Origin of the sequence: Micromonospora humida, assembly GCF_016901255.1 — a bacterium.
Lineage (GTDB): Bacteria > Actinomycetota > Actinomycetes > Mycobacteriales > Micromonosporaceae > Micromonospora > Micromonospora wenchangensis.
On the sequence record NZ_JAFEUC010000001.1, the window covers coordinates 537,825 to 558,749 of the forward strand.

Annotated in this window: 16 protein-coding genes; 4 read left to right on the forward strand and 12 right to left on the reverse strand. The window is 73.9% G+C overall.

Going from position 1 to position 20,925, the window contains the following annotated elements:
* Nucleotides 1-2: 2 nt before the first annotated feature.
* Complete coding sequence (locus JQX11_RS02260; RefSeq protein ID WP_204923223.1) at nt 3-2,333, forward strand: cytochrome P450/oxidoreductase; 2,331 nt, start codon at nt 3-5, stop codon at nt 2,331-2,333.
* 66 nt (nt 2,334-2,399) lie between these two features.
* Here JQX11_RS02260 and JQX11_RS02265 read toward each other — a convergent pair whose 3' ends face one another.
* Complete coding sequence (locus JQX11_RS02265) at nt 2,400-3,044, reverse strand: TetR/AcrR family transcriptional regulator (protein WP_204923224.1); 645 nt, start codon at nt 3,042-3,044, stop codon at nt 2,400-2,402.
* A gap of 94 nt (nt 3,045-3,138) precedes the next feature.
* On the opposite strand from JQX11_RS02265, the gene JQX11_RS02270 reads away from it, so the two are divergent.
* Nucleotides 3,139-4,473, forward strand: a complete 1,335-nt coding sequence (locus JQX11_RS02270; protein ID WP_204923225.1) for a DUF4386 domain-containing protein — start codon at nt 3,139-3,141, stop codon at nt 4,471-4,473.
* Between the two features lie 108 nt (nt 4,474-4,581).
* On the opposite strand, the gene JQX11_RS02275 is transcribed toward JQX11_RS02270, so the two are convergent.
* The 11 genes from JQX11_RS02275 to JQX11_RS02325 all read right to left on the reverse strand — a co-directional run bounded on the left by JQX11_RS02275 (nt 4,582) and on the right by JQX11_RS02325 (nt 17,754).
* The gene (locus JQX11_RS02275; protein WP_204923226.1) at nt 4,582-5,649 is read right to left on the reverse strand and encodes a TauD/TfdA family dioxygenase; all 1,068 of its coding nucleotides are present in this window, start codon (nt 5,647-5,649) and stop codon (nt 4,582-4,584) included.
* 341 nt (nt 5,650-5,990) lie between these two features.
* The gene (locus JQX11_RS02280; protein ID WP_204923227.1) at nt 5,991-7,199 is read right to left on the reverse strand and encodes an MFS transporter; all 1,209 of its coding nucleotides are present in this window, start codon (nt 7,197-7,199) and stop codon (nt 5,991-5,993) included.
* Between the two features lie 134 nt (nt 7,200-7,333).
* The gene (locus tag JQX11_RS02285; protein WP_204923228.1) at nt 7,334-8,479 is read right to left on the reverse strand and encodes an RNA polymerase sigma factor; all 1,146 of its coding nucleotides are present in this window, start codon (nt 8,477-8,479) and stop codon (nt 7,334-7,336) included.
* 2 nt (nt 8,480-8,481) lie between these two features.
* Nucleotides 8,482-8,889, reverse strand: coding sequence for a YciI family protein (locus JQX11_RS02290; protein WP_204923229.1), 408 nt, complete (start codon nt 8,887-8,889; stop codon nt 8,482-8,484).
* Between the two features lie 130 nt (nt 8,890-9,019).
* A complete protein-coding gene (locus JQX11_RS02295; protein ID WP_204923230.1) occupies nt 9,020-10,300 on the reverse strand; it encodes a sensor histidine kinase in 1,281 nt (426 codons plus the stop codon).
* The gene (locus tag JQX11_RS02300; RefSeq protein ID WP_269756742.1) at nt 10,300-10,947 is read right to left on the reverse strand and encodes a response regulator transcription factor; all 648 of its coding nucleotides are present in this window, start codon (nt 10,945-10,947) and stop codon (nt 10,300-10,302) included. Before JQX11_RS02300 ends, JQX11_RS02295 begins: the two co-directional genes overlap by 1 nt.
* A gap of 74 nt (nt 10,948-11,021) precedes the next feature.
* The gene (locus JQX11_RS02305; protein ID WP_204923232.1) at nt 11,022-12,287 is read right to left on the reverse strand and encodes a cation:proton antiporter; all 1,266 of its coding nucleotides are present in this window, start codon (nt 12,285-12,287) and stop codon (nt 11,022-11,024) included.
* Nucleotides 12,284-13,624 (reverse strand): cytochrome P450, encoded by a 1,341-nt coding sequence (locus JQX11_RS02310; RefSeq protein WP_307826026.1) that lies wholly within the window; start codon nt 13,622-13,624, stop codon nt 12,284-12,286. Before JQX11_RS02310 ends, JQX11_RS02305 begins: the two co-directional genes overlap by 4 nt.
* Complete coding sequence (locus JQX11_RS02315) at nt 13,621-14,682, reverse strand: alpha-hydroxy acid oxidase (protein WP_204923233.1); 1,062 nt, start codon at nt 14,680-14,682, stop codon at nt 13,621-13,623. The genes JQX11_RS02310 and JQX11_RS02315 overlap by 4 nt, the downstream gene beginning before the upstream one ends.
* A gap of 1 nt (nt 14,683) precedes the next feature.
* The gene (locus tag JQX11_RS32890) at nt 14,684-16,246 is read right to left on the reverse strand and encodes an NAD(P)-binding domain-containing protein (protein WP_204923234.1); all 1,563 of its coding nucleotides are present in this window, start codon (nt 16,244-16,246) and stop codon (nt 14,684-14,686) included.
* The gene (locus JQX11_RS02325; RefSeq protein WP_204923235.1) at nt 16,243-17,754 is read right to left on the reverse strand and encodes an aromatic amino acid ammonia-lyase; all 1,512 of its coding nucleotides are present in this window, start codon (nt 17,752-17,754) and stop codon (nt 16,243-16,245) included. The genes JQX11_RS32890 and JQX11_RS02325 overlap by 4 nt, the downstream gene beginning before the upstream one ends.
* A gap of 63 nt (nt 17,755-17,817) precedes the next feature.
* Between JQX11_RS02325 and JQX11_RS02330 the strand changes: the two genes are divergently transcribed.
* Nucleotides 17,818-19,362 carry an NAD(P)-binding domain-containing protein gene (locus JQX11_RS02330; RefSeq protein WP_204923236.1) on the forward strand — a complete coding sequence of 515 codons (1,545 nt, stop codon included), beginning with the start codon at nt 17,818-17,820 and terminating at the stop codon, nt 19,360-19,362.
* The gene (locus JQX11_RS02335) at nt 19,352-20,920 is read left to right on the forward strand and encodes a class I adenylate-forming enzyme family protein (RefSeq protein ID WP_204923237.1); all 1,569 of its coding nucleotides are present in this window, start codon (nt 19,352-19,354) and stop codon (nt 20,918-20,920) included. The genes JQX11_RS02330 and JQX11_RS02335 overlap by 11 nt, the downstream gene beginning before the upstream one ends.
* Nucleotides 20,921-20,925: the final 5 nt, after the last annotated feature.

Here is a 20,925-nt window from a genome sequence, read left to right on the forward strand (position 1 = left end):
TGGTGTCAGACCCACACCCAGTGGCGCGGCTGGGCAACACCGCGCAGCGTCCCGCACCTGTGGAGCACGTCCCGATGACCGAACAGCAGCGCACCGCCCCGGCCGCCGCGCAGACCGCGACCGAAGACCGGCCCGCGCCCTTCGACCACCACTCGGCCGAGTGCAACACCGACCCGGTGGGCTACTACCGCGAGTTCCGGCAGACCTGCCCGGTCGGCCGGACCGACGCACACGGCGGCTTCGTCTACACCACCCGGTACGCCGACGTGGTCCGGATCGCCCGCGACGACGACACCTTCTCCTCCGCCCGCGCCACCGCCGGGGGTGACGGCACCGCCATCGTCATCCCCCGGGGCCCCGGCCTGGAGCAGTACCCGATCGAGCTGGACCCGCCCGCCGCGACCGGCTACCGCGACCTGATCAACCCGCTGCTCACCCAGGACGCGATCGCCGAACTGGCCCCGATGGTCGCCCGGCACACCACCCGGGTGGTGGACGCGTTCATCGCCGAGGGGTCGGTGGACTTCGTCCGTGACCTGACCAACCCGCTGCCGGCCGCCGTCACCCTCGACTGGCTGGGCTTCCCCGAATCCGACTGGGCCAAGCTCGCCGGCCCGATCCACGACATCTTCGCCGCGCTGCCCGGCAGCGAACGCGCCGTCCGCGGGGCCGCCGGCCTGGCCTACCTCGACCAGCGCATCCGCGAGCTGATCGTCGAGCGGCGGGCCGCGCCGACCGGCGACGCGGTGAGCTACCTGGCCGCCCAGCGCCGCCCAGACGGGGAGCTGTTCGCCGCCGACGAGCTGGTCTCGGTCATCGGGCTGCTGATCGCGGGCGGGGTGGACACCACCACCTCGCTGACCGGCTCCACCCTGGTGCACCTGAGCCGGCACCCCGAGGACCGGCAGCGCCTGATCGACTCCCCCGACCTGCTGCTCACCGCCACCGACGAGTTCCTGCGGGTGTTCGCCCCGTCGCAGTCGATGGCCCGTACCGTCCGCACCGACACCGAGGTCGGCGGCTGCCCGGTCACCGCCGGCGAGCGGGTGCTGATCCCCTGGGTCGCGGCCAACCACGACCCGGCGGTCTTCCCCGACCCCGAGCAGCTGCGGCTGGACCGCGACGCCGCCCGGCACCTGAGCTTCGGCATCGGCAGCCACCGCTGCGCCGGAGCGCACCTGGCCCGGCTGATGTTCCGCGAGATGATCACGCAGGTGCTCACCCGGCTGCCCGACTTCCGGGTGGTGGAGGAAGGGCTCGTCGCCTATCCCACCCGGGGCAACCAGAGCGGTTGGGACGCGATCCCGGCCGTCTTCACCCCGGGTCCCCGCCGCGACGCCGACGCGGCGGGGACCCGGCCCACCGCCAGCCTGACCGGCGACCGGGAGCTGGTCATGGCGGCCACCGCCACCGCCACCGACGAGGTGCTGGAGGTGCGCCTGGCCGACCCGACCGGCGCGGAGCTGCCGCCCTGGGCGCCGGGCGCGCACCTGGAGGTGCGGTTGCCGTCCGGACGGGTCCGGCAGTACTCGCTGTGCGGCGACCCGGCCGACACCCGGCACTACCGGATCGCGGCGCTGCGGGAGCCCGCCGGCCGGGGCGGTTCGGTGGAGCTGCACGCGCTCGCCCGCGCGGGCGTCACCCTCGCGGTGCGCGGTCCGCGCAACCACTTCCCGCTCGTCGACGCCCCCGACTACCTCTTCCTCGCCGGGGGCATCGGGATCACCCCGATCCTGGCGATGGCCCGCGAGGCCGACCGCCGGGGCGTGCCGTTCCGGCTGGTGTACGGCGGTCGCAGCCGGGCCTCGATGGCCTTCGTCGACGAGGTGACGGCGCTCGCCGGTGACCGGGTGACCCTGCTGCCGCAGGACGAGGCCGGCCTGCCGGACCTGGGGGCGTTGCTCGACTCCACCGGGCCGGACACGGCCGTCTACTGCTGCGGGCCGACCGGGATGATCGACGCGTTGGAGCGGGTCTGTGCCGCGACCGGCCGGTCGGAGCGGTTGCACGTCGAGCGGTTCACCGCCGGGGACGACCTGGAGGTCGCCTTCGACCCGGCGGCGAACACCGAGTTCGAGGTGCACCTGGCGCGCACCGGGGCGACCCTGCGGGTGCCCCGGGACCGTCGCATGATCGACGTGCTGCGCGAGGTCGTGCCGGGCCTGACCTACGACTGCGAGAAGGGCTACTGCGGCGCGTGCGAGACCCGGGTGCTCGCCGGCACGCCGGAGCACCGCGACTCGCTGCTGACCGAGCAGGAGCGTACGGCCGGGCGCAGCATGATGATCTGCGTCGGGCGGTGCCGCTCGGAGCGGCTGGTGCTGGACCTGTAGGTCCTGTCCGGACGGGCCGGCCCGGGTCCCGGGCCGGCCCGTCCGGACGTCCGTCCCCGGTGGTCGTCACGCCGCGTTCGCCAGCGCGTCGAGGATCAGGTCGAGGCCGAAGGTGAACTGCCCGCCGAAGTGGTAACCGGGCTGGTTCACGTGCCGGGTGGCGAACTCGACCAGGTGCGGGTACTCCCCCGCCGCGAACGACGCCATGATCGCGTCGGCGACCTCGGTGGCGGCATCGCCGGTCTCGAACGGCAGCGACGCCTCCTGCAACACGAACCCGAAGACGTACGCGTCGATGATCGCGTACGCGTGGGCCGTCATCGGCAGCGAGAACCCCCCGCCCCGCAGGACGCCGAGCATGGCGTCGTGGTGGCGCAGGGTGGCCGGGCCGGGGCTGGTCCGGGTCTCGATCAGGGTCAGCGCCCAGGGGTGCCGGGCCAGGACGGTGCGGGCCGACAGGCAGCGGCGGCGCACCTCGGCCCGCCAGTCGCCGCCCACCACGGGCAGGTCGATCTCGGCGAACACCCCGTCGACGAGCGCGTCGAGCAGTTCCTCCTTGTTGCGGATGTAGTGGTAGAGCGACATCGGCTTGGCGTGCAGCGCGGCGGCGAGCGACCGCATGGTCAGCGCGCCGAGCCCGTCGGCGTCGGCGATGGCGACCGCGGCCCCCAGCACCCGTTCCCGGCTGAGCTGCCGCACCGGTTCGCCCACCCTGTCGCTCCCCTGACGCCTGGTTGACCGCCTGCACCGCCCACCGTACCGTACTAAGTAAGTCGTACTTAGTACGAAGACTCGGGAGGCGACGATGTCCCTGCGTGTGGCCGGCCGGTGGGCCGGCGCGTTCTTCCTGTCGGCGTTCGTCGCCTACGGCGTCGGCAGCGCGCTCGCCGGACGACCGGCCGGGGCGGCGCTGGTGCTGGCCAACTCCGTGCTGGTGGCCGCTATCGGCGCGCTGGTCTTCCGGGCGCTGCGCCGGCCGCACCCCGGCGTCGCCTGGGGCTACCTGGTGGCCCGGGGCGCGGAGGCGTTCCTGCTCACCGCCGGCCTCGTGCTGCGCGCCAGGTACGGCGACGGCGCCGCCGACCTCGCCTACCAGCTCGCCATGCTGTCGCTGGGGCTGGGCAGCCTGCCGCTCTGCCTGGCGCTGGCCCGGCGACGCTGGCTGCCCCGGTGGTTCGCCGGCTGGGGCGCCGCCGGCTACGCGCTGCTGGCGGCCGGCGCGGCAGCCGAGCTGGCCGGGGTGGGGATCGGCGTCGCGCCGGCCGCTCCGGGCGGGCTGTTCGAGATCGCCTTCGGGCTGCTGCTGCTCGTCCGGGGCTTCGCGCCGGCCACCGCCGCCTCACCCGCCACCGTCGCCGGGCCCACCGCCGCAGCCCCGCCGGCCACCGCCGCCGAGCCCGCTGCCACCGGAGCGGCAATGGCAGGCCCGGACGACTCCCGCGCCCACCGCGCGGCCCTGGCCGCCGGGGCGGGGCTGCTGCTGATGGCGGTGCTCGCCGGATGGGCCAACTTCGGTGTCGTGCAACCGCTGCTCGCCGGCGACGCGGCCGCAACCGTCGCCCGGCTGCCCGCCCAGCGCCCGGCGCTCACCCTGGCCGTCGTCGCCCTGTTCGCGGTGGCCTGCCTCGACGTGCTGGTCGGTTGGGCGCTACGGGCGTTCCTCGACCACGCCCAACCCACCGTCGCCCTGCTCGCGGCATGGTGCCGCACCGGCTACGCGGTCGTCCTCGCCGGAGCCGTCGTCCACCTGACTGGCGTCGCCGGCCTGCTGCGCGACGGTGCGGGGGCCGACCGGCTGCGCGCCGACGGCTACCCGGGGCTCACCGGCTTCCAGCAGGTCTGGAGCCTGGGGCTGCTGCTGTTCGGCGTCCACCTGCTGCTGGTCGGCTGGCTGGCCTGGCGCTCGGACACCGTCCCGACCTGGGTGGCGGCACTGGTGGCGGTCGCCGGCGCGGGCTACCTGGCCGACTCGGCCGGGCCGCTGGTCACGGCCGACTATCCGGTGCAGGTCGCCGGGGTCACCTTCGTCGGTGAGGTGGTCCTGCTGGGTTGGCTGCTCGTGCACGCCGCCCGGCACCGCCGGCCCACGGCCCGCCCGGTCGCGCCGGACGCCGACGTCCGGCCGCTCGCCGCGACGTGACCGTGACCGTGACCGTGACCGCACGACCGTACGGGTGACCGCACGCGGACGGCCCGCCGCGCCACGACACTGGGGCGCTGCGGGCCGTCCTGACGAGGGGCCGGTGGGTCAGTTGCCCCACTCGAAGTTGGGCTCGACCGCCTCGGCGATGTGGAACCGGCCGCCCGGCGCGATCTCGCTGCCGCGCTCGGTCACCACGTGCTTGCCGAACCCACTGACCAGCGGCCGGCCGACGTCACGCTTGAGCCACAGCCGCAGCAGGTGCCGGCGACGCTCCGGCTCCGGGAAGTCGACGTAACCGGTACGCGAGTGCAGGGCGGCGTAGTTCAGCAGCCACTGCACGTCACCGGGCTGGAAGTCCATGTCCAGGGCCAGACCGGGGGCCTGGGACACCTCGTCGTAGAGGTGCAGCAGCTCGATCTGCGCCTCGGTGAGCCGGGGCACCTCCGGGTAGTCCTGGGCCGAGAAGATCATCGAGCTGCCGGCGTAGGTGCTGAACACCCCGTCGACGTAGCTGCAGATCGGCGAGGTGTAGGTGCGGGCCGGGGCGTCCGGGTCCTGCCGGTGCCAGTCCCAGTGCCACGACTCGAACAGCAGCGGCGCGAGGTCCGGCCGGCGGCGCAGGATCTCGTTGTAGATCGTGGTGCCGCTGACCAGGCTGCTCGCCCCGCCGGCCTTGGCCGCCCGCAGGCACATCAGCGCGACGACGTCGGAGCTGTCGGAGTGGAACGGCAGCCGGTCGCGGACCCGCGACGGCAGGGCCGACGGGTCGTCGAGGGTCTTGTTGGAGGTGGCGATGACGTGGTCGAGCACGTCACCCATCTGGTTCTGCCCCATCGGCACGCCGAGGTGCAGCCCCATCAGGAAGAAGATCGCCCCGGCGAGGGTGTCGCCGTACTCCTCCGTGCGCAGGCCCCGGACCAGGATGAAGCCGCGTCCGGAGTCGAGCTGGCGGGCGCACTCCTCGTTGAGGCCGGCGCAGGCCGGCAGCGGGTAGTCGGCGGCGGTCACCGTACGCAGGTCGGGGTTGTCGGCGACGAACCGGCGGCCGACGGTCTCCAGCTCGGCGCGCTCGGCGTCACTGAGCTGGTAGACCCACTCGGTCGAGGTACGCAGCTCGTCACCGCGCCAGGCGGACGGACCGGAGATGGGGGCGAGATCGATTGCGGTGGTCATGATGATGCGCTCCGAGGTTCGGTTCTGCGGAAACGGGTCGGTGTCCCGGGGGGGGGCGATGCCGCCACCGGGCTGATCAACGACGTGGGCGCCTGCCGTGTCCCGGTCGGGAGACGGCGCGCCGATCCGTCAGAACGGGGTCTGCGGGTCCCCGGCGGCGGTCCCGGGGCGCATGCCCTCCCGCGGCGGGTGGACCCGCAGCGGCTCCTCGTAACCGCGCACCAGCAATCCAGAGCCTTGCGGAACTCGGATCATGGCGTTCTCCTGCGGCTGGCGATGATCGGTCCAGGCTAACCAACGCCCACCGCAACGTCAACAGAGACACCATCTCGCAATACGATCTATTCTCGTCCCCGGACGGCCCGTCGTGCCGCACCGCCCCGGGCGACCAGCGGCTCGGCCAGCAGGACGACCAGCGCCACCGCAGCCACCAGGCCGCCCGCCAACGCCGTGCCCTGCACCCCGGACCGGGACAGCACCACCGCGCCGAGCAGGGACCCGCCGGCGATGCCGACGTTGAAGGCGGCGGAGTTGCCGGCCGCCGCCAGGTCGGCGCTGCCCGGGGCCACCTCCAGCACCCGGTTCTGCAGGGCGGGGGTCAACGCGCCCATGGCGAACCCGGACACGGCCAGCAGCACGCCGGTGGCCACCGGCGACCCGGCCAGCAGGAACATCCCGAGCAGGGCCACCACCAGCAGCAGCACCGGGGTCCCCATCGCCACCCGCTGGTGGCGGTCGCTCGCGATCCCCCCGGCGGTGATGCCGGCGAAGTCCGCGAGGCCCCGGATCAGCAGCAGCGGGCCGAGAGCCCCCGGGGCGAACCCGGAGACGTCGGTCAGGAACACGGCGGTGTAGGTGAACGCCGTGAACAGGCCCCCCACCGACAGCGCGGTGGCCACCACGACGACCGCGTACCGGCGGGCGTCCGGGGTGGTTCCGGTCGACGCGTGCGTCGCCCCGACCGCAACCGGCGGCATCAGCGTCACGATCGCCACGAACCCGGCCAGCGCCAGGGCGGCCAGGGCCAGGAACGCCGACCGCCAACCCCACTGCTGACCCAGCCAGGTGCCCGCCGGTACGCCGAGCATCGGCCCGAGCGACGCCCCGGCGAACACGACGGAGGTGACCCGGCCGCGTACCCGGGCGGGGAACATGCCGGCGGCGGCGGGCGCGACCACCGCCCAGAACAGCGCCTGGGTGAGCGCGACGACCACCCGGGTTCCGAGCAGCACCTGATAGTCGCGGGCGGCGGCCGACACCAGCGTGGCGACCACCAGCACGCCCAGCAGGACACCCAGCAGCCGGCGACGCGGCACCCGCCGGGTGACGTGGGTCAGCGGCACCGAGACGACCGCGACGGTGACCGCGTAGCCGGTGACGAGCAGCCCCGCGTGCGACACGGACACGTCCAGGTCGGTGGCGACCAGGGGCAGGATGCCCACCGGCAACGTCTCCATGGCCACGTAGCAGAACGCCGAGAGGGACAACGCGACCAGCGCCGCCACCGCCCGGGGCGCGGCGGTCGCCCCAGGGGTACGACAGTCGGTCATCGCCCGGCCCCCGTCCCTGCGCCACCCACGAATGCGGTCGCCCCGAGAGCAGTCAAGGGTATCAATGAAAAGGGTCCCGTCCCGGGTCGACGGCACCGCCGTCAGCCCCGGGTACCGGGCGGGCGCACCGGAACTCAGCCGGGCGGACGGGCGTTGAGGCGGGCGGCCTGGCGGATCAGGTGGTCGCGTTCGGCGAGGTGGGCGGCCCGGTGGGCGGCTTCGGCGTACCACCGGGCCGCCGTCGCCGGATCACCGGCCCGCTCGTGCAGGTACGCCGTCACCGCCGCGTGGCGGGGCACCGCCGGGTCCACCGCCGCGAGGGCCGCCAGCCCCGCCCGTGCCCCGTCGGCCTCCCCGACGGCCACCGCCCGGTTGAGCCGGACGACCGGGCTGTCGGTCAGCCGCACGAGTTCGTCGTACCACTCGACGATCTGCACCCAGTCGGTCTCGGCGGCGACGGGCGCGTCGGCGTGCAACGCGGCGATGGCCGCCTGGGCCTGGAACTCGCCCAGCCGGTCCCGGGCCAGCGCCGCCTGCAGGATGCGCACCCCCTCGGCGATCACGTCGGTGTCCCACCGGCTGCGGTCCTGCGCCGCGAGCGGGACCAGCCCGCCGTCGGGCGTGGTCCGGGCCGCGCGCCGCGCGTGGTGCAGCAGCATCAGGGCGAGCAGCCCGGCCACCTCGGGATGGTCAACCATCGCGGCGAGCTGCCGGGTGAGCCGGACCGCCTCGGCCACGAGGTCGACGTCGCCGGAGTAGCCCTCGTTGAAGACCAGGTAGAGCACCCGCAGCACGGTGGCGACGTCGCCGGGACGGTCGAAGCGCACGCCGGACACGGTGCGCTTGGCCCGGCTGATCCGCTGCGCCATGGTCGCCTCCGGCACCAGGTAGGCCCGGGCGATCTGGCGGGTGGTCAGCCCGCCGACGGCGCGCAGGGTCAACGCGACCGCCGACGACGGGCTCAGCGACGGATGGGCGCACAGGAAGTAGAGCCGGAGGGTGTCGTCCACCCCCGACGCCGGGCCGGACGCCGGTTCCTCGACGACGAGGTCCTCGCGTCGACGACGGGCGGCGTCCGCCCGGCCCGCGTCGAGGAACCGGTGCCAGGCCACGGTGACCAGCCAGCCCTTCGGGTCCCGGGGCGGGTCGGCCGGCCAGACGTCCAGCGCCCGGACCAGCGCGTCCTGCACGGCGTCCTCGGCCGCCGCGAAGTCCGCCCCACGCCGCACGAGCACCCCGATCACCTCCGGGGTGAGCCGGCGCAGCAGGTCACCGTCCACCGTCAGTCGGTGACGGTCGGCGGGGCCGTCAGGAACGGACGCAGCTCCAGCCACTCGTGGATCGGCTTCCCACCCGCCCCCGGCGCGGCGGACAGCTCCCCGGCCAGTTCGACGGCCCGGTCGTAGCTGTCCACGTCGATCACCATCCAGCCGGCGACGAGGTCCTTGGTCTCGGCGAACGGCCCGTCGGTCACCGGCGGACGGCCCGGCCCGTCGTACCTGACGAACGTCCCCTCGGGGGCGAGGGCCTGACCGTCGACGAACTCGCCGGTGCCCTCCAGCCGGGCCGCGAAGTCGTTCATGTACTGCACGTGGGCGGTGATCTCCTCGGGCGTCCACTGGTCCATCGGGACGTCGTTGACCGCGGGTGGGGCACCCCGGTAGTGCTTGAGCAGCAGGTACTTCGCCATCGGGTCTCTCCTCGGTGCCGGCGCGACCCCCATTCTGGCCGCGTTCACCCCGGGGACGGAGCCGGCCTGCCGTTCTCGACACAGGCGGCGGAACTTTTTCTCCGCCCCGGGTGTCGCGGCCCGACGTGGCTCACCTGGCGACGAGCTGGCGTACCCGCAGGCGGCGGATGCCCGAGGTCCGCTCCGGCACCTCGGACGCCCGGGCGGCGGGCAGGCGGACGGTGAACGCCGCCCCCTGGTTCGGCCGGCCCTCGGCCCCGATCGTGCCCCGGTGGCTCGTCACGACCTCCTGGAGCAGGGCCAGCCCCAGCCCGAACCGGTGCTCCCCGGAACCTCCGCCCCGGTGGAACCGGTCGAAGATGCGCCGCGCGTCGGCCTGGTCGAACCCGACCCCGGTGTCGGCGACCACGAACTCGACGTAGTCGCCGCCGGCCCGCAACGACACGTCGATCCGGCCGCCGGGCGGGGTGTGGGCGAGCGCGTTCGCCAGCAGCTCACCGGCCACCCGGCGCAGCGCCGACGCGACCCCCGGCACCGGCAGCGGCCCGTCGGGCAGGTCGGCGGCGAGGGTGACCTGCCGCTCGGCGGCCCGTTCCGTCTCGGCGGCGACGGCCGCCGCCACGAGCGCGGTCAGGTCGACCGGAGGGTACGGCCGGCGGTCGGCGGGAGCGGCGGCGAGCTGGGCGGAGAGCAGCAGGTCGTCGACGATCTCGCCCAGCCGGCGGGTGCCGCCGATCAGCCGGTCGAGATCCTCCGCACTGGTGGTGCTGCCCCCGCTCCGCGCCCGCCGCGCCATCAACTGGGCCCGGATGTGCACCTGGGCGATCGGGGTCCGCAGCTCGTGGCTGGCGTCGGCGATGAACCGCCGTTGCCGGGTCAGCGCCTCCGCCAGCGGCGCGACGGCCCGCCGCCCGACCAGGGCGCCGGTCAACACCGCGACGAACAACCCGACCGTGGCGGCGAGGCTGAACGCCAGCAGCAGGTGCCGGCGGTCGGACAGCTGGAACCGCGCGTCGAACACCGCCTGCACGACCACCCCGTCGCTGCGGGACTCGGTACGGACGTGGTAGGTGGTGCCGTTACGGGTGACCGTGGTGACCTCGGTGATCCCGGAGGCCGCCACCGACCGCAACGCCCCGTTCAGCGGGAAGCCCGCCGGTGGCGGGTTGAGGCCGGTGTCGGTGGTGAGCCCGTTGTACCGGAACACCCAGCTGCACGCGGGCGGGCCGGGGATGGTGGCGTGTTGGACGCCCCAGGCCAGCTCCCGGTGGATCTGCGCCTCCTGGCTGCGGACCAGGACCGCGTAGGAGAGGCCGCCGGCCAGCAGCAGCAGGGCGCTGATGGCCAGCCCCACCAGCAGCCCGATCCGCAGCCGGGCCCGGCGCACCATCGACTGCTCCACCAGCTCCATCACAGCGCTCCGAGCCGGTAGCCGAGCCCGTGCACGGTCCGGATCACCGATCGGCCGAGTTTGCGGCGCAGGTAGTAGACGTAGGTGTCCACGAGCGACGTCGCGGCGGCCGCGTCGAAGACCCGGCGGCGCAACTCACCCCGGGAGTGCACGGTGCTCGGCCGGGCCGCCAGCACCCGCAGCAGCTCGAACTCCCGGGCCGACAACGCCACCCGGGTGCCGTCGGCGAGCACCACGTCGTGCGAGGTCAGGTCGAGCCGCCCGGTGCCGATGCGCAGCACGGTGGTGGATTCCGCGCCGCGCCGGCACAACGCCCGCACCCGGGCGCTCAACTCGTCCAGGTCGAACGGCTTGCCCAGGTAGTCGTCGGCACCGGCGTCCAGCCCGGCGATCCGGTCGCCGACGCCACCGAGCGCGGTGAGCATCAGCGCCCGGGTCGGGACCGCCCGGGACCGCAGCCGGGCGACCAGGTCGAGGCCGTCCAGCGCCGGCAGCATCCGGTCGACGACCAGCACGTCGTAGCTGCGGGTCAGCCCCAGGTGCAGGCCCCGCTGGCCGTCGGCGGCCCGGTCGACGAGGAAGCCCTCACCGCTCAGTGTCTCGGTGAGCAGGTCGGCCAGTTCCTCGTCGTCCTCGACCAACAGCAACCGGTTAGGTCCTCCCCCGTGCATGCCTCCACAATCCCACAGGGGAAGCCTAAAAAGTGATAGCTATCTTTTTGTCATTTCACCGCCGCGAGTGTCCGTGACCGGACGTCGTCGCCCCGACGGGCCTCCCGGTGCTCGATCCAACTCAGCAGCGGGGTCGTCATCATCGTGGTGACCAGGGCCACCAGCACCAGCACGGTGAACAGCGAGGCGTTCACGATGCCCGCCTCCAGGCCGACGTTGAGCGCGATGAGCTGCATCAGACCCCGGGCGTTCATCAACGCGCCCACCCGCAGCGCGACGCCCTGCGACTCGCCCCGCAGCCGGGCCGCCGCCCAGCAGGCACCGAACTTCCCGACGATCACCGCCGTCACGCAGGCCGCCGCGAACAGCAGCACCGGCGGGCTGCCGAGCAGCCCGAACTCCGTCCGCAGCCCCGAATAGGTGAAGAACAGCGGCAGGAAGACCGTCGCGGCGACCGGAGTGAGGGTGTCCACCACCCGGTCGGTGTTCGCGTTGTGGGGCATCACCACGCCGACCGCGAACGCGCCGAACACCGCGTACAGCCCGATCTCGTCGGTGTACCAGGCCACCAGGAAGAGCAGGGCCACCGTGCCGAGCACCCGGGCGGAGTCGTTGAGGCCGGGGCGGGTCATCAGCGCGGTGGTCACCCGCCGCCCACCCAACCAGAGCACCAGCCCGAACAGCACCGCCCCACCGGCGGTGACGACCGCCGGCCCGGCCCGGCCCGAGGCGAACGCCAGCACCACGGCCAGCATGATCCAGGCGACCATGTCGTCGATCGCGCCGCTGGCCAACGACAACGTGCCGTGCCGGGTGCCGGCGTGCCCGCGTTCGGTGATGATCCGGGCCAGCATCGGGAAGGCGGTGATGGCCAACGCCACCCCGACGAACGCCGCCGAGACCCCGATCGACGTCCCCTCGGCCCGCATCGGCACGGCGTCCGCGGTGAGCAGGACCAGGCCCACCCCCAGGACCAGCGGCGCGGTCACCCCGGCCAGCGACACCAGCCCGGCGGTGCCGGCCAGGCCGGTCACCCGGTGGGCGCTGAAGGCGTACCCGGCCTGGAACATGAACAGCACCAGGCCGACCTGGCCCACCACGTACAGCACCGGCAGCAGCGCGGTCGGGAACAGGGCGTCCTTCACGTCCGGCAGCACGAGGCCGAGCAGCGACGGGCCCAACAGCACACCGGCGAGCATCTCGCTGACCACGGCGGGTTGACCCACCTTGCCGAGCAGCCAGGCCACCGCCTTGCAGAAGATCAGGATCACCGCGACCGCGATGAAGAACCGTGGGGCCAACTGGGTGGGGGTCACCGTACCGCCTCCTCGAAGTAGGTGGTGCACAACCGTTGTCGCCGGGCGTCGACGACCATCCAGGCGCCGAACACCAGTTGCCGGACGCTGCGACCCACGTCGGCCCAGCGGTCCCGCCACCGCATCGCGGCCAACCGCAGCCGCCCCGGGCCGGCCACCCCGACCGGGGTCAGGTACGCCGGGCCCCGGCTGGGCAGCGACCGGCTGTGCGCGGCCGAGGACGCCAGGGCGTACCGGCGCAGCACCTCGCGGGTCGCGGCGCGCAGCATCACCGGCGCCACCCCGCGCGCCGGGCAGGCCCGGTTCGCGGTGACGCCGTACGGGATGAACCGGGCGTCGCGGCGGCGCAGCGTGCGCCACCGGTCCGGGTCGAACCGTTCGTCGCCGGCCGGTCCGCTGCGCTGGAACGCCAGGTAGTTGAAGAGCAGCACCGACCCGGCGGGCAGGGTCACCCCGGAGGGCAACCCGATCGGCGCGGAGGTGATCCGGTGCGCGACGCCGAAGAGCGGATGCACCCGCAGCGTCTCGTCGACCACCCGGTCCAACGCGTCGTCGTCGTCCAGGCCCCGTTGCAGGTCCGGCCGGCCGGCCAGGGCCAGCAGCACGTGCGCCATCGCCTCGGACATCTGCACCACCGCCGTGGTGCCGAACGCGCCGTGCAGGTACCAGGCCGTCTCCTCGGTGGTGAACGGCGGTGGCAACGTCACCGGGCAGGTGCCCGCCTCGAGACGCCCCCGCAGGTAGCGGGTCAACGGGTCCCGCCGGTCCAGGTGCCGCAGGCCGGTGCACTTCAGGGCGGCGACCACGTCGGTGGCGTTGGCGACGTAGAGCGCCCGGACCTGCGGCGGGCACACCTCACCGAAGATCAGCTCGTGGAAGACCTCCGCCCACACCGGCATCATCAGGTCCCGCAACCGGACGTGGACCCGCCCGGCCGGCAGCTCGTCGAGCACCCGCCGGGTGGCGGCGGTGGCGAGCGCGTCGGCGCGCTGCGGTCGCAGCGCGAGCACCTGCCGGGTCACCCCGGCCACCGCCCGGTACCGCTCCCCCGGCTCCAGGTGCTCCTGGTGCATGTGCGGGCCGGGCGACAGCCAGTACCAGAACAGGTCGGACAGGCCGGCGCCCCGGCTGCGCCCGTCGGCCGCCGGGTCGGCGTACAGTTGCTCGAAGTGCTCGACGTCGACGAGCGGGCCGGGCACCGGGATGCCCTCCTCGCCGTTGACCCGGGCGAACACCCACTGCCGCAGCCGCACCACCGCCGGGGGCAGCCACCGGGGCAGGGTCCAGCCGACCACCCCCGCCACGAGCAGCACGCCGCACAGCACCGGCGCGCTCACGCCGGGGCTCCCGTGGTGACCAGGTCGGCGCCCAGGTCGCCCGGCCGCGCGACGCCCACCAGCGCCAACGCCCGGTCGAGATCGGCGTGCAGCAGGTCGAGCACGTGCCGCACCCCGGCCGCGCCGCCCGCCGCCAGCCCCCACAGCACCGGGCGGCCGACCAGCACGGCCGTCGCCCCCAGCGCCAATGCGACAAGGACGTCGACCCCGCGCCGCAGCCCGCCGTCGACGAGCACCGGCAGCCGCCCGCCGACGGCCGCCACGACGGCCGGCAACGCGTCCAGGGTGGCCGTCACCCCGTCGAGTTGCCGGCCGCCGTGGTTGGAGACCACCACCCCGTCCACCCCGTGCTCGACGGCCAGCCGGGCGTCCTCGGGGTGCAACACCCCCTTGAGCAGGATGGGCACCGTGGTGAGCCGACGCAGCACGGCGACCAGCTCCCAGCTCGCCCGGGCGTTCATCTCGATGTCCCGGACCCGGCCGTCCGCGTCACGCATGTTCTCGCAGACCATGCCGGGTGGCAGGTCGACGAATCCGTGCCGCAGGTCGCGCTCGCGCCGACCGAACACGGGCGAGTCGACCGTGACGACCAGGGCCCGGCAGCCGGCGGCCACCGCCCGCCGGACCACGGTGGTGGTGAACTCCAGGTCGGTGTGCGGATAGAGCTGGAACCACAGCGTCCCGCCGGCCGCCGCGATCTGCTCGACCGGCCGGGTGGCCGCCATGCTCACCACCATGACCGTGCCGGCCTCGGCGGCGGCACGGGCGGTGGCCAGCTCGCCGTCGGGGTGGGCCAGCCGGTGGAACGCGGTCGGCGCGACCAGCACCGGCATCGAGACCTCGTTGCCGAGCAGCGAGATCCGCAGGTCCCGGTCGCCGGTGGCGCGCAGCACCCGGGGAAGCAGGAAGCGTCGGGCGAAGGCCGCCTCGTTGGCCCGCAGGGTACGTTCGTCGCCGGCCCCGCCCGCGAAGAAGTCCCAGTGCACCGGGTCGAGGCGGCGGCGGGCGGCGGCGGCCACGTCCGCCAGGTTCAGCGCCACCTCGTCGAGGGCCGGCACGTCAGTCCCCGGCCCCGCGCAGGCACCTGTCGACGAAGGCGGCAAGCGGCGTCACGTGCACCTGTGGCCGGTCCCACCGGTTCTCCAGGTTCTCCGCCAGGTGGTGGGTCGCGACGACCCGGCCGCCCCGGTGGTGGCGGACGACCGGGTGCAGGTACGCCGCGTCGTGGGCCGCACCGACGACGTCCTGCGCGACCCGTTTCACCGTCACGTCGAACGGGTCCACCTGGTCGTGCTCCGGGCCGTACTCCAGGGTGACCACGAACGCGTCGGAGTAGTCGTGGTCGGCGGTGCGCAGGCCGGTCTCGGTGAAGTAGTCCACCGGCACCTCCTCGTGGTAGCGCGCGTCGGCGTCGGCGACGGTCACCACGTCGGCGAGGACGTCGAACTGCTGCCACAGGGCGGAGGTGCGGTTGACCCGGGCGATGATCGCGTCGGCGATCGACGCCCCGGTCGCGTCCAGCTTCTCCGTCGGCCACGGCGTGTCCCCGTACCGGCGTTCGAGGATCCGGTGCAGGGCCCGTACGGCGTAGCGGAAACCGTGGATGAACCCGTTGGTCGAGCGCTTGAAGTCCCGCTGCTGGGTGATGGTGCCGGCGAAGAACAGGTCGGGCACGTTCACCGACTCCCACTGCGCGGTCTGGGCCGGGAAGCGGTCCCGGATCGCCAGCTCCGGCCGGCACGACTCGTCGAAGATCGACGCGTCGAAGGCGAACCCGGTGCAGACGAGCACCCGGTCGTAGCGCAGCTCCTTGGTCACCTCGTCGGCGCGGGAGAACGCGAACGTCACCGTGTAGCCGTCGGCGTCGCGGGTGATCCGCCGGACGGTGCCGTCCAGGATCGCGTTGGCCGACTTGAGCTGGTAGGTGTCGAGGAAGTTGTTGTTCACCGCCCGCAGGTGCCCGACGTAGTGGGTGCGCCAGGCCATCCGCACCGAGCTGGGCCCGGCCAGGTGGATCAGGGTGGTGGTCTCCATCAGGCTGTCCGCCGTCTCGAACGCGGAGTTGCCCTTGCCGATGATCAGCACCTTCTGGTCGAGGTAGTCGCGCGGGTCGACGGGCATGTCCGCGTACTGCTCGGCCAGCTCCAGCCCGGGAATGTCCGGCAGGTACGGCCGGGACACGCCGGTGGCGACGACCACCCGCCGGGCCCGGAAGGTCTCCCCCGCGTGCACCTCGAAGATCCCGTCCACCTTGGACACCGAGGTGACCCGCGCGCCGTAGCGCACCTTCACCCCGGTCCGCGCGGCGAAGTCGGCCAGGTAGCGGACCATCACGTCGGCGTCCGGGAAGTACCGTTCGGTGTACCTGGTGAACCGCAGCGCCGGATCGTCGGTGAGCAGCGAGTTCCAGTCCAGCCGCAGGTTGAACTCCGGATCGTCGGAGCCGGTGTGCGGCTTGTTGATGGAGATCAGTTGCCGGTGCCGGGGATAGGTGGCGAAGAACGCGCCCGGGATGTCCGCGCCCTCCAGCACCAGGTAGTCACGCCGGCCGTCGGCCTGAAGCAGGGCGGCCAGTTGCAGGCCGGCGGGGCCGGCTCCGATGATCAGACAGTCGAGGGTCACGACGGGCCATCCAGGGTGAGAGGGGTCAACGGGAGTTCCAGTGCGTCCATCACGTCGGCGGCCCGCCGGACGTCGCCGTCGAGCGGCCGGTCCGGGTCGACCGGGGGGATCGCCGCGACCAGCGCCGCCAGCACCCGGGCGCAGCCCGGGGCGGTGGGCGTGCGGGCCCCCACGTACGCGGCCTGACGCAGCCCCAGCGCCAACGAGCCGACGATCAGCCGCAGCAGCCCGGCCTGGTCGAAGACCCGCAGGGCGGCCTGGGTGCCGAGCGGGATGACGTCCTGGTTGTGCAGGTTGGTCGGCAGGCTCTGCATGCTCGCCGGCATGGCGTCCCGGCGGATCTCGGCGATCAGCGCGGTGGAGGCCAACTGCACGCCCTGCAGCCCGTGCTGCTGCCCCGGGCCGGCGGCCAGCATCGGCGGCAGGCCACCGTTGCGGTGCGGGTCGACGAGCAGGTCGAGTTGCCGTTCGGCGAGGTTGCCGACCTGCGCCACCACCATCGACAGCAGGTCGGCGGCGAACGCGGCCGGCTGGCCGAAGAAGTTGCCGCCGTGCACCACGAGGTCGTCGTCGGGGAAGAACAGCGGGTTGTCGCTGACGCTGCCCAGGTCGGCGGTGACCACGGAATCGACGTGGCGCAGCGCGTCCTCGGCCGCGCCGAGCAGCTGCGGCGCGCACCGGATGCTGTACGGCTCCTGCAACGCGCGCCTGCCCGACGGGACCAACCCCTCGCCGACCTGCCGCATCCGCGCGCCCACGTCGATCGCGCCCGGGTGCCCGTACGCGCGCAGCAGCCGGGCGTCGAGGAACTGCGGGTCGCAGCCGAGCAGGTCGGCCAGCAGGCAGGTGAGCACCTGCGCCGCCCGGTGCGCGGCACGTACGGCCGACAACGCCAGCGCCGTCGCCGCGGTGGTCAGCGAGGTGCCGTTGACCAGGGCCAGGGCGTCCCGTCCGTCAAGTGGCAGCGGGGTCAGGCCGGCCTTCTCCAGCGCCTGCGCGGCCGGCAGGCGTACCCCGTCGAGGTAGGCGTGGCCGCGACCGCGCAGCGCCTGGGCCGCCGCGCCCAGCGGGATCAGGTCCCCGCTCGCGCCCACCGAACCCCACCTCGGCACGGCGGGCACGAAGGTGGTCCCGAGCATCGCGGTCAACGCGTCGACGACGTGCGGCGACACCCCTGACGCGCCCCGGGCCAGCGACCAGGCCCGGACCAGCACGGTCGCCCGGACGATCTCCGGGGCGAGATCCGGGCCGTGGCCCGCGCCGAGGTGGGCGAGGGTGTTGTCGGCCTGGTCACGCAGGTCGGCGCGGCCGGCGTACCCGACGAGGGCACCGAAGCCGGTGGTGCTGCCGTACACCGCGCGGTCCTCGCCGAGCACCGCGGACAGGAAGGTGCGGGTGCGGGTGACCCGGTCGCGGACCTGAGCGCCGACCACGACCCGGACCGGGTCGCGGGCGGCGCTCAGGTCGGCGATCCGCAGCGGTGCCGCGAGATCAACCTCTGTCGTCATGCGACCGGACCCTAGAGAGCGATTCTCAGAACGCTTTGAAATCGGGCCGATACGGTGCGCCGCATGACGCTCGACTACCTGATCATCGGAGCCGGGCCGGCCGGGCTCCAACTCGCCGCCCTGCTGGAGCGCGACGGCCGCGACCATCTGGTGTTGGAGGCCGGGCCGGCGCCGGGCACGTTCTTCGGCCGCTACCCGCGGCACCGCCAGTTGATCTCCATCAACAAGGTCTGGACCGGTTCCGACGATCCGGAGTTCAACCTGCGCTCCGACTGGAACTCGCTGCTCACCGACGATCCGGCGCTGCTGTTCCGCAACTTCAGCCGGCGCTACTTCCCTGACGCCGACGACATGGTGCGCTATCTCGCGGCCTTCGCGCAGGGGCTGCGGGTCCGCTACGACACCCGGGTCACCCGGATCGCCCGCGACGGTGACCTGTTCACCGTCGAGGCCGGCGACGACACCCTGACCGCCCGCCGGGTCGTCGTGGCCACCGGCGTCTCGAAGCTCTACGTCCCGCCGATCGAGGGCGTCGAACTCGCCGAACGCTACGACACCGTCAGCGTCGACCCGGACGACTTCACCAACCAGCGGGTCCTGATCATCGGCAAGGGCAACTCGGCCTTCGAGACCGCCGACGCCCTGGTCGAGACCGCCGCCGTCATCCACGTCGCCGGCCCGCACTCGATCCGGCTGGCCTGGCAGACGCACTACGTCGGGCACCTGCGCGCGGTGAACAACAACTTCCTCGACACCTACCAGCTCAAGTCGCAGAACGCGGTCCTCGACGGCACCGTCGAGCGGATCGCCCGCCGCGACGACGGCGGCTACCGCATCGACTTCCGGTACGCCCGCACCCGCGAGTCGCTGCGGCAGATCGACTACGACCGGATCATCCTGTGCACCGGCTTCCGGTTCGACGCGGACATCTTCGACCCGTCGGCCCGGCCCCGGCTGGTCATCAACGACCGCTTCCCCGAGCAGACCTCCGGCTTCGAGTCGGTGAACGTGCCCGGCCTGTTCTTCGCCGGCACCCTCACCCAGCAACGCGACTTCAAGCGCTCCACCAACGGCTTCATCCACGGTTTCCGGTACGGCGTACGCGCCCTGCACCGGATGCTCGACGCCCGGTACCACGGGACACCGTGGCCGGCCACCACAGTGGACGCCACCCCGGAGGCGATCACCGACGCGATCATCGCCCGGATCAACCGCACCTCCGCGCTGTGGCAGCAGTTCACCGTCCTCGGCGACGTCGTCGTGATCGCCGACGGCGTCGCGCGCTACCACGAGGAGGTGCCCGTGGCCCACCTGCTCGACGGCGGCCTGGGGCCCGAGCCGTTCGCGGTGGTGACCACCCTGGAGTACGGCCCGGACCACGACCAGGTCGACCCGTTCGACATCACCGTGCCCCGGATCGCCGAGAACGACGCCGAACGCGCCCACGACGCCAGCTACCTGCACCCCGTCGTCCGGGTGCACCGGGGCGGGCAGGTCGTCGCCACCCACCACCTCGCCGAGAACCTGGAGAACAACTGGGACCTGCCCGGCGTGCACCAGCAGCCCCTGACGCTGTTCCTCAAGGGCGTCCTGTCCGATGCCGGCTGAGCACCACCACGACGGCCGTGGCGCGGCGGACGCCGACCCTCGCGCCACGGGGCCCGGCCGGCACGGCGGGCACGACCGGACCGGTCGCGGGTCGGCGGACCGCGACCGGTCCGGGGCCGCCGCCGGTGGTGAGCTGTGGCCGCAGCCCGTGCTGCGGCTGCTCACCACCGGTGGCGACCGGCCGGTCTTCGAGGACGGCGACCGGATCGTCGGCGCGGCCGAGCTGGCGGACCTGGTCCGGCGGATCGCCAGCGGGCTGCGGGCCGCCGGCATCGGGCCGGGTCGGGCGGTGGCGTTGCGGATCGGGGTCACCCCGGAGGCGCTCGCCGGTGTCCTCGCCGCGTTCACCGTCGGCGCGCGGGTGTCCGGCATCCGGCCGGAGCTGACCCCGGCGCAACTCGACCGGCTGCTCGCCAGCGACGACGCGTTGCTCGTCGACGACGCCCGGCTCGCCACGCTGGCGGGGACCACCGACGACGGCAGCCCGCTGGTCGCCGCCGGCCGGCCCGGCGACGTCGCCCGGATCACCTGGACCAGCGGCAGCACCGGCCATCCCAAGGGCTGCGCCCAGACGTACGCGGCGATGAGCGCGGCCTGGGCGGCCCACCCCGACCGGTGGCCACCGGCGATCGCCGAACTCGCCCCCCGGCTGGGGCGCTACCTGGTCTTCGGCTCGCTGAGCAGCCAGGTGATGCTGGAGTACGGCATCCTCACCCTGGCCGCCGGGGGCACCCTGGTCGCCGCCCGCCCGCCCGGATTCCCCGGCATGATCACCCGGCACCGGGCCACCGCGAGCGTGATCACCGTCGGCAAGCTGCACCAGCTCGTCCGGGACCAGCGCGCCGACCCGGTCGACCTGGGCAGCCTGCGGGCGCTCGTGGTCTCCGGTTCCCCGCTCACCGCGTCCCGGCTCGCCGAGGCGCTCGACGTGCTCGGCCCGGTCGTCTTCCACGGCTACGGGCAGACCGAGACCGGGATGATCTCGATGGTCACCCCGGCTGAGCTGCTGGCCGACCCGCGCCGGCTCGCCTCGGTCGGGCGCGCCCCGGCGGTGGTCGACCTGTCCGTCCGGGACGCCGACGGCCGGCCGGCGACCGAGGGTGAACTCTTCGTCCGGACCCCGGCGCAGGCCGACGCCTACTGGGGCGACCCGGCCGAGACCGCCGAGGTGTTCACCGACGGCTGGGTGCGCACCCGCGACCTGGCCCGGTTGGACGCCGACGGCTACCTGCACCTGTCCGGCCGGGCCCGGGACGTGATCATCGTCAACGCCAACCTGGTCTACGCCGGCCCGATCGAGCGGGTGCTCGCCACCGACCCCGCCGTCGCCGAGGCGTACGTGGTCAGCCGCCCCGACGACGTCACCGGCGAGGCGGTGCACGCGTACGTGGTGCCGGCCGGCGGTGACCCGGTGGACGTCGACCGGCTGCGCGCCCGGGTCGCGGCGGCCCTGGGCGCGGCCGCCGTCCCGACGACCGTCGAGGTGATCGCCGGGGTGCCGGTGGGGCCGAGCGGCAAGCCGGACAAGCGTGCCCTGGGCGTGGGTGTCGGCTCCTGAACGGC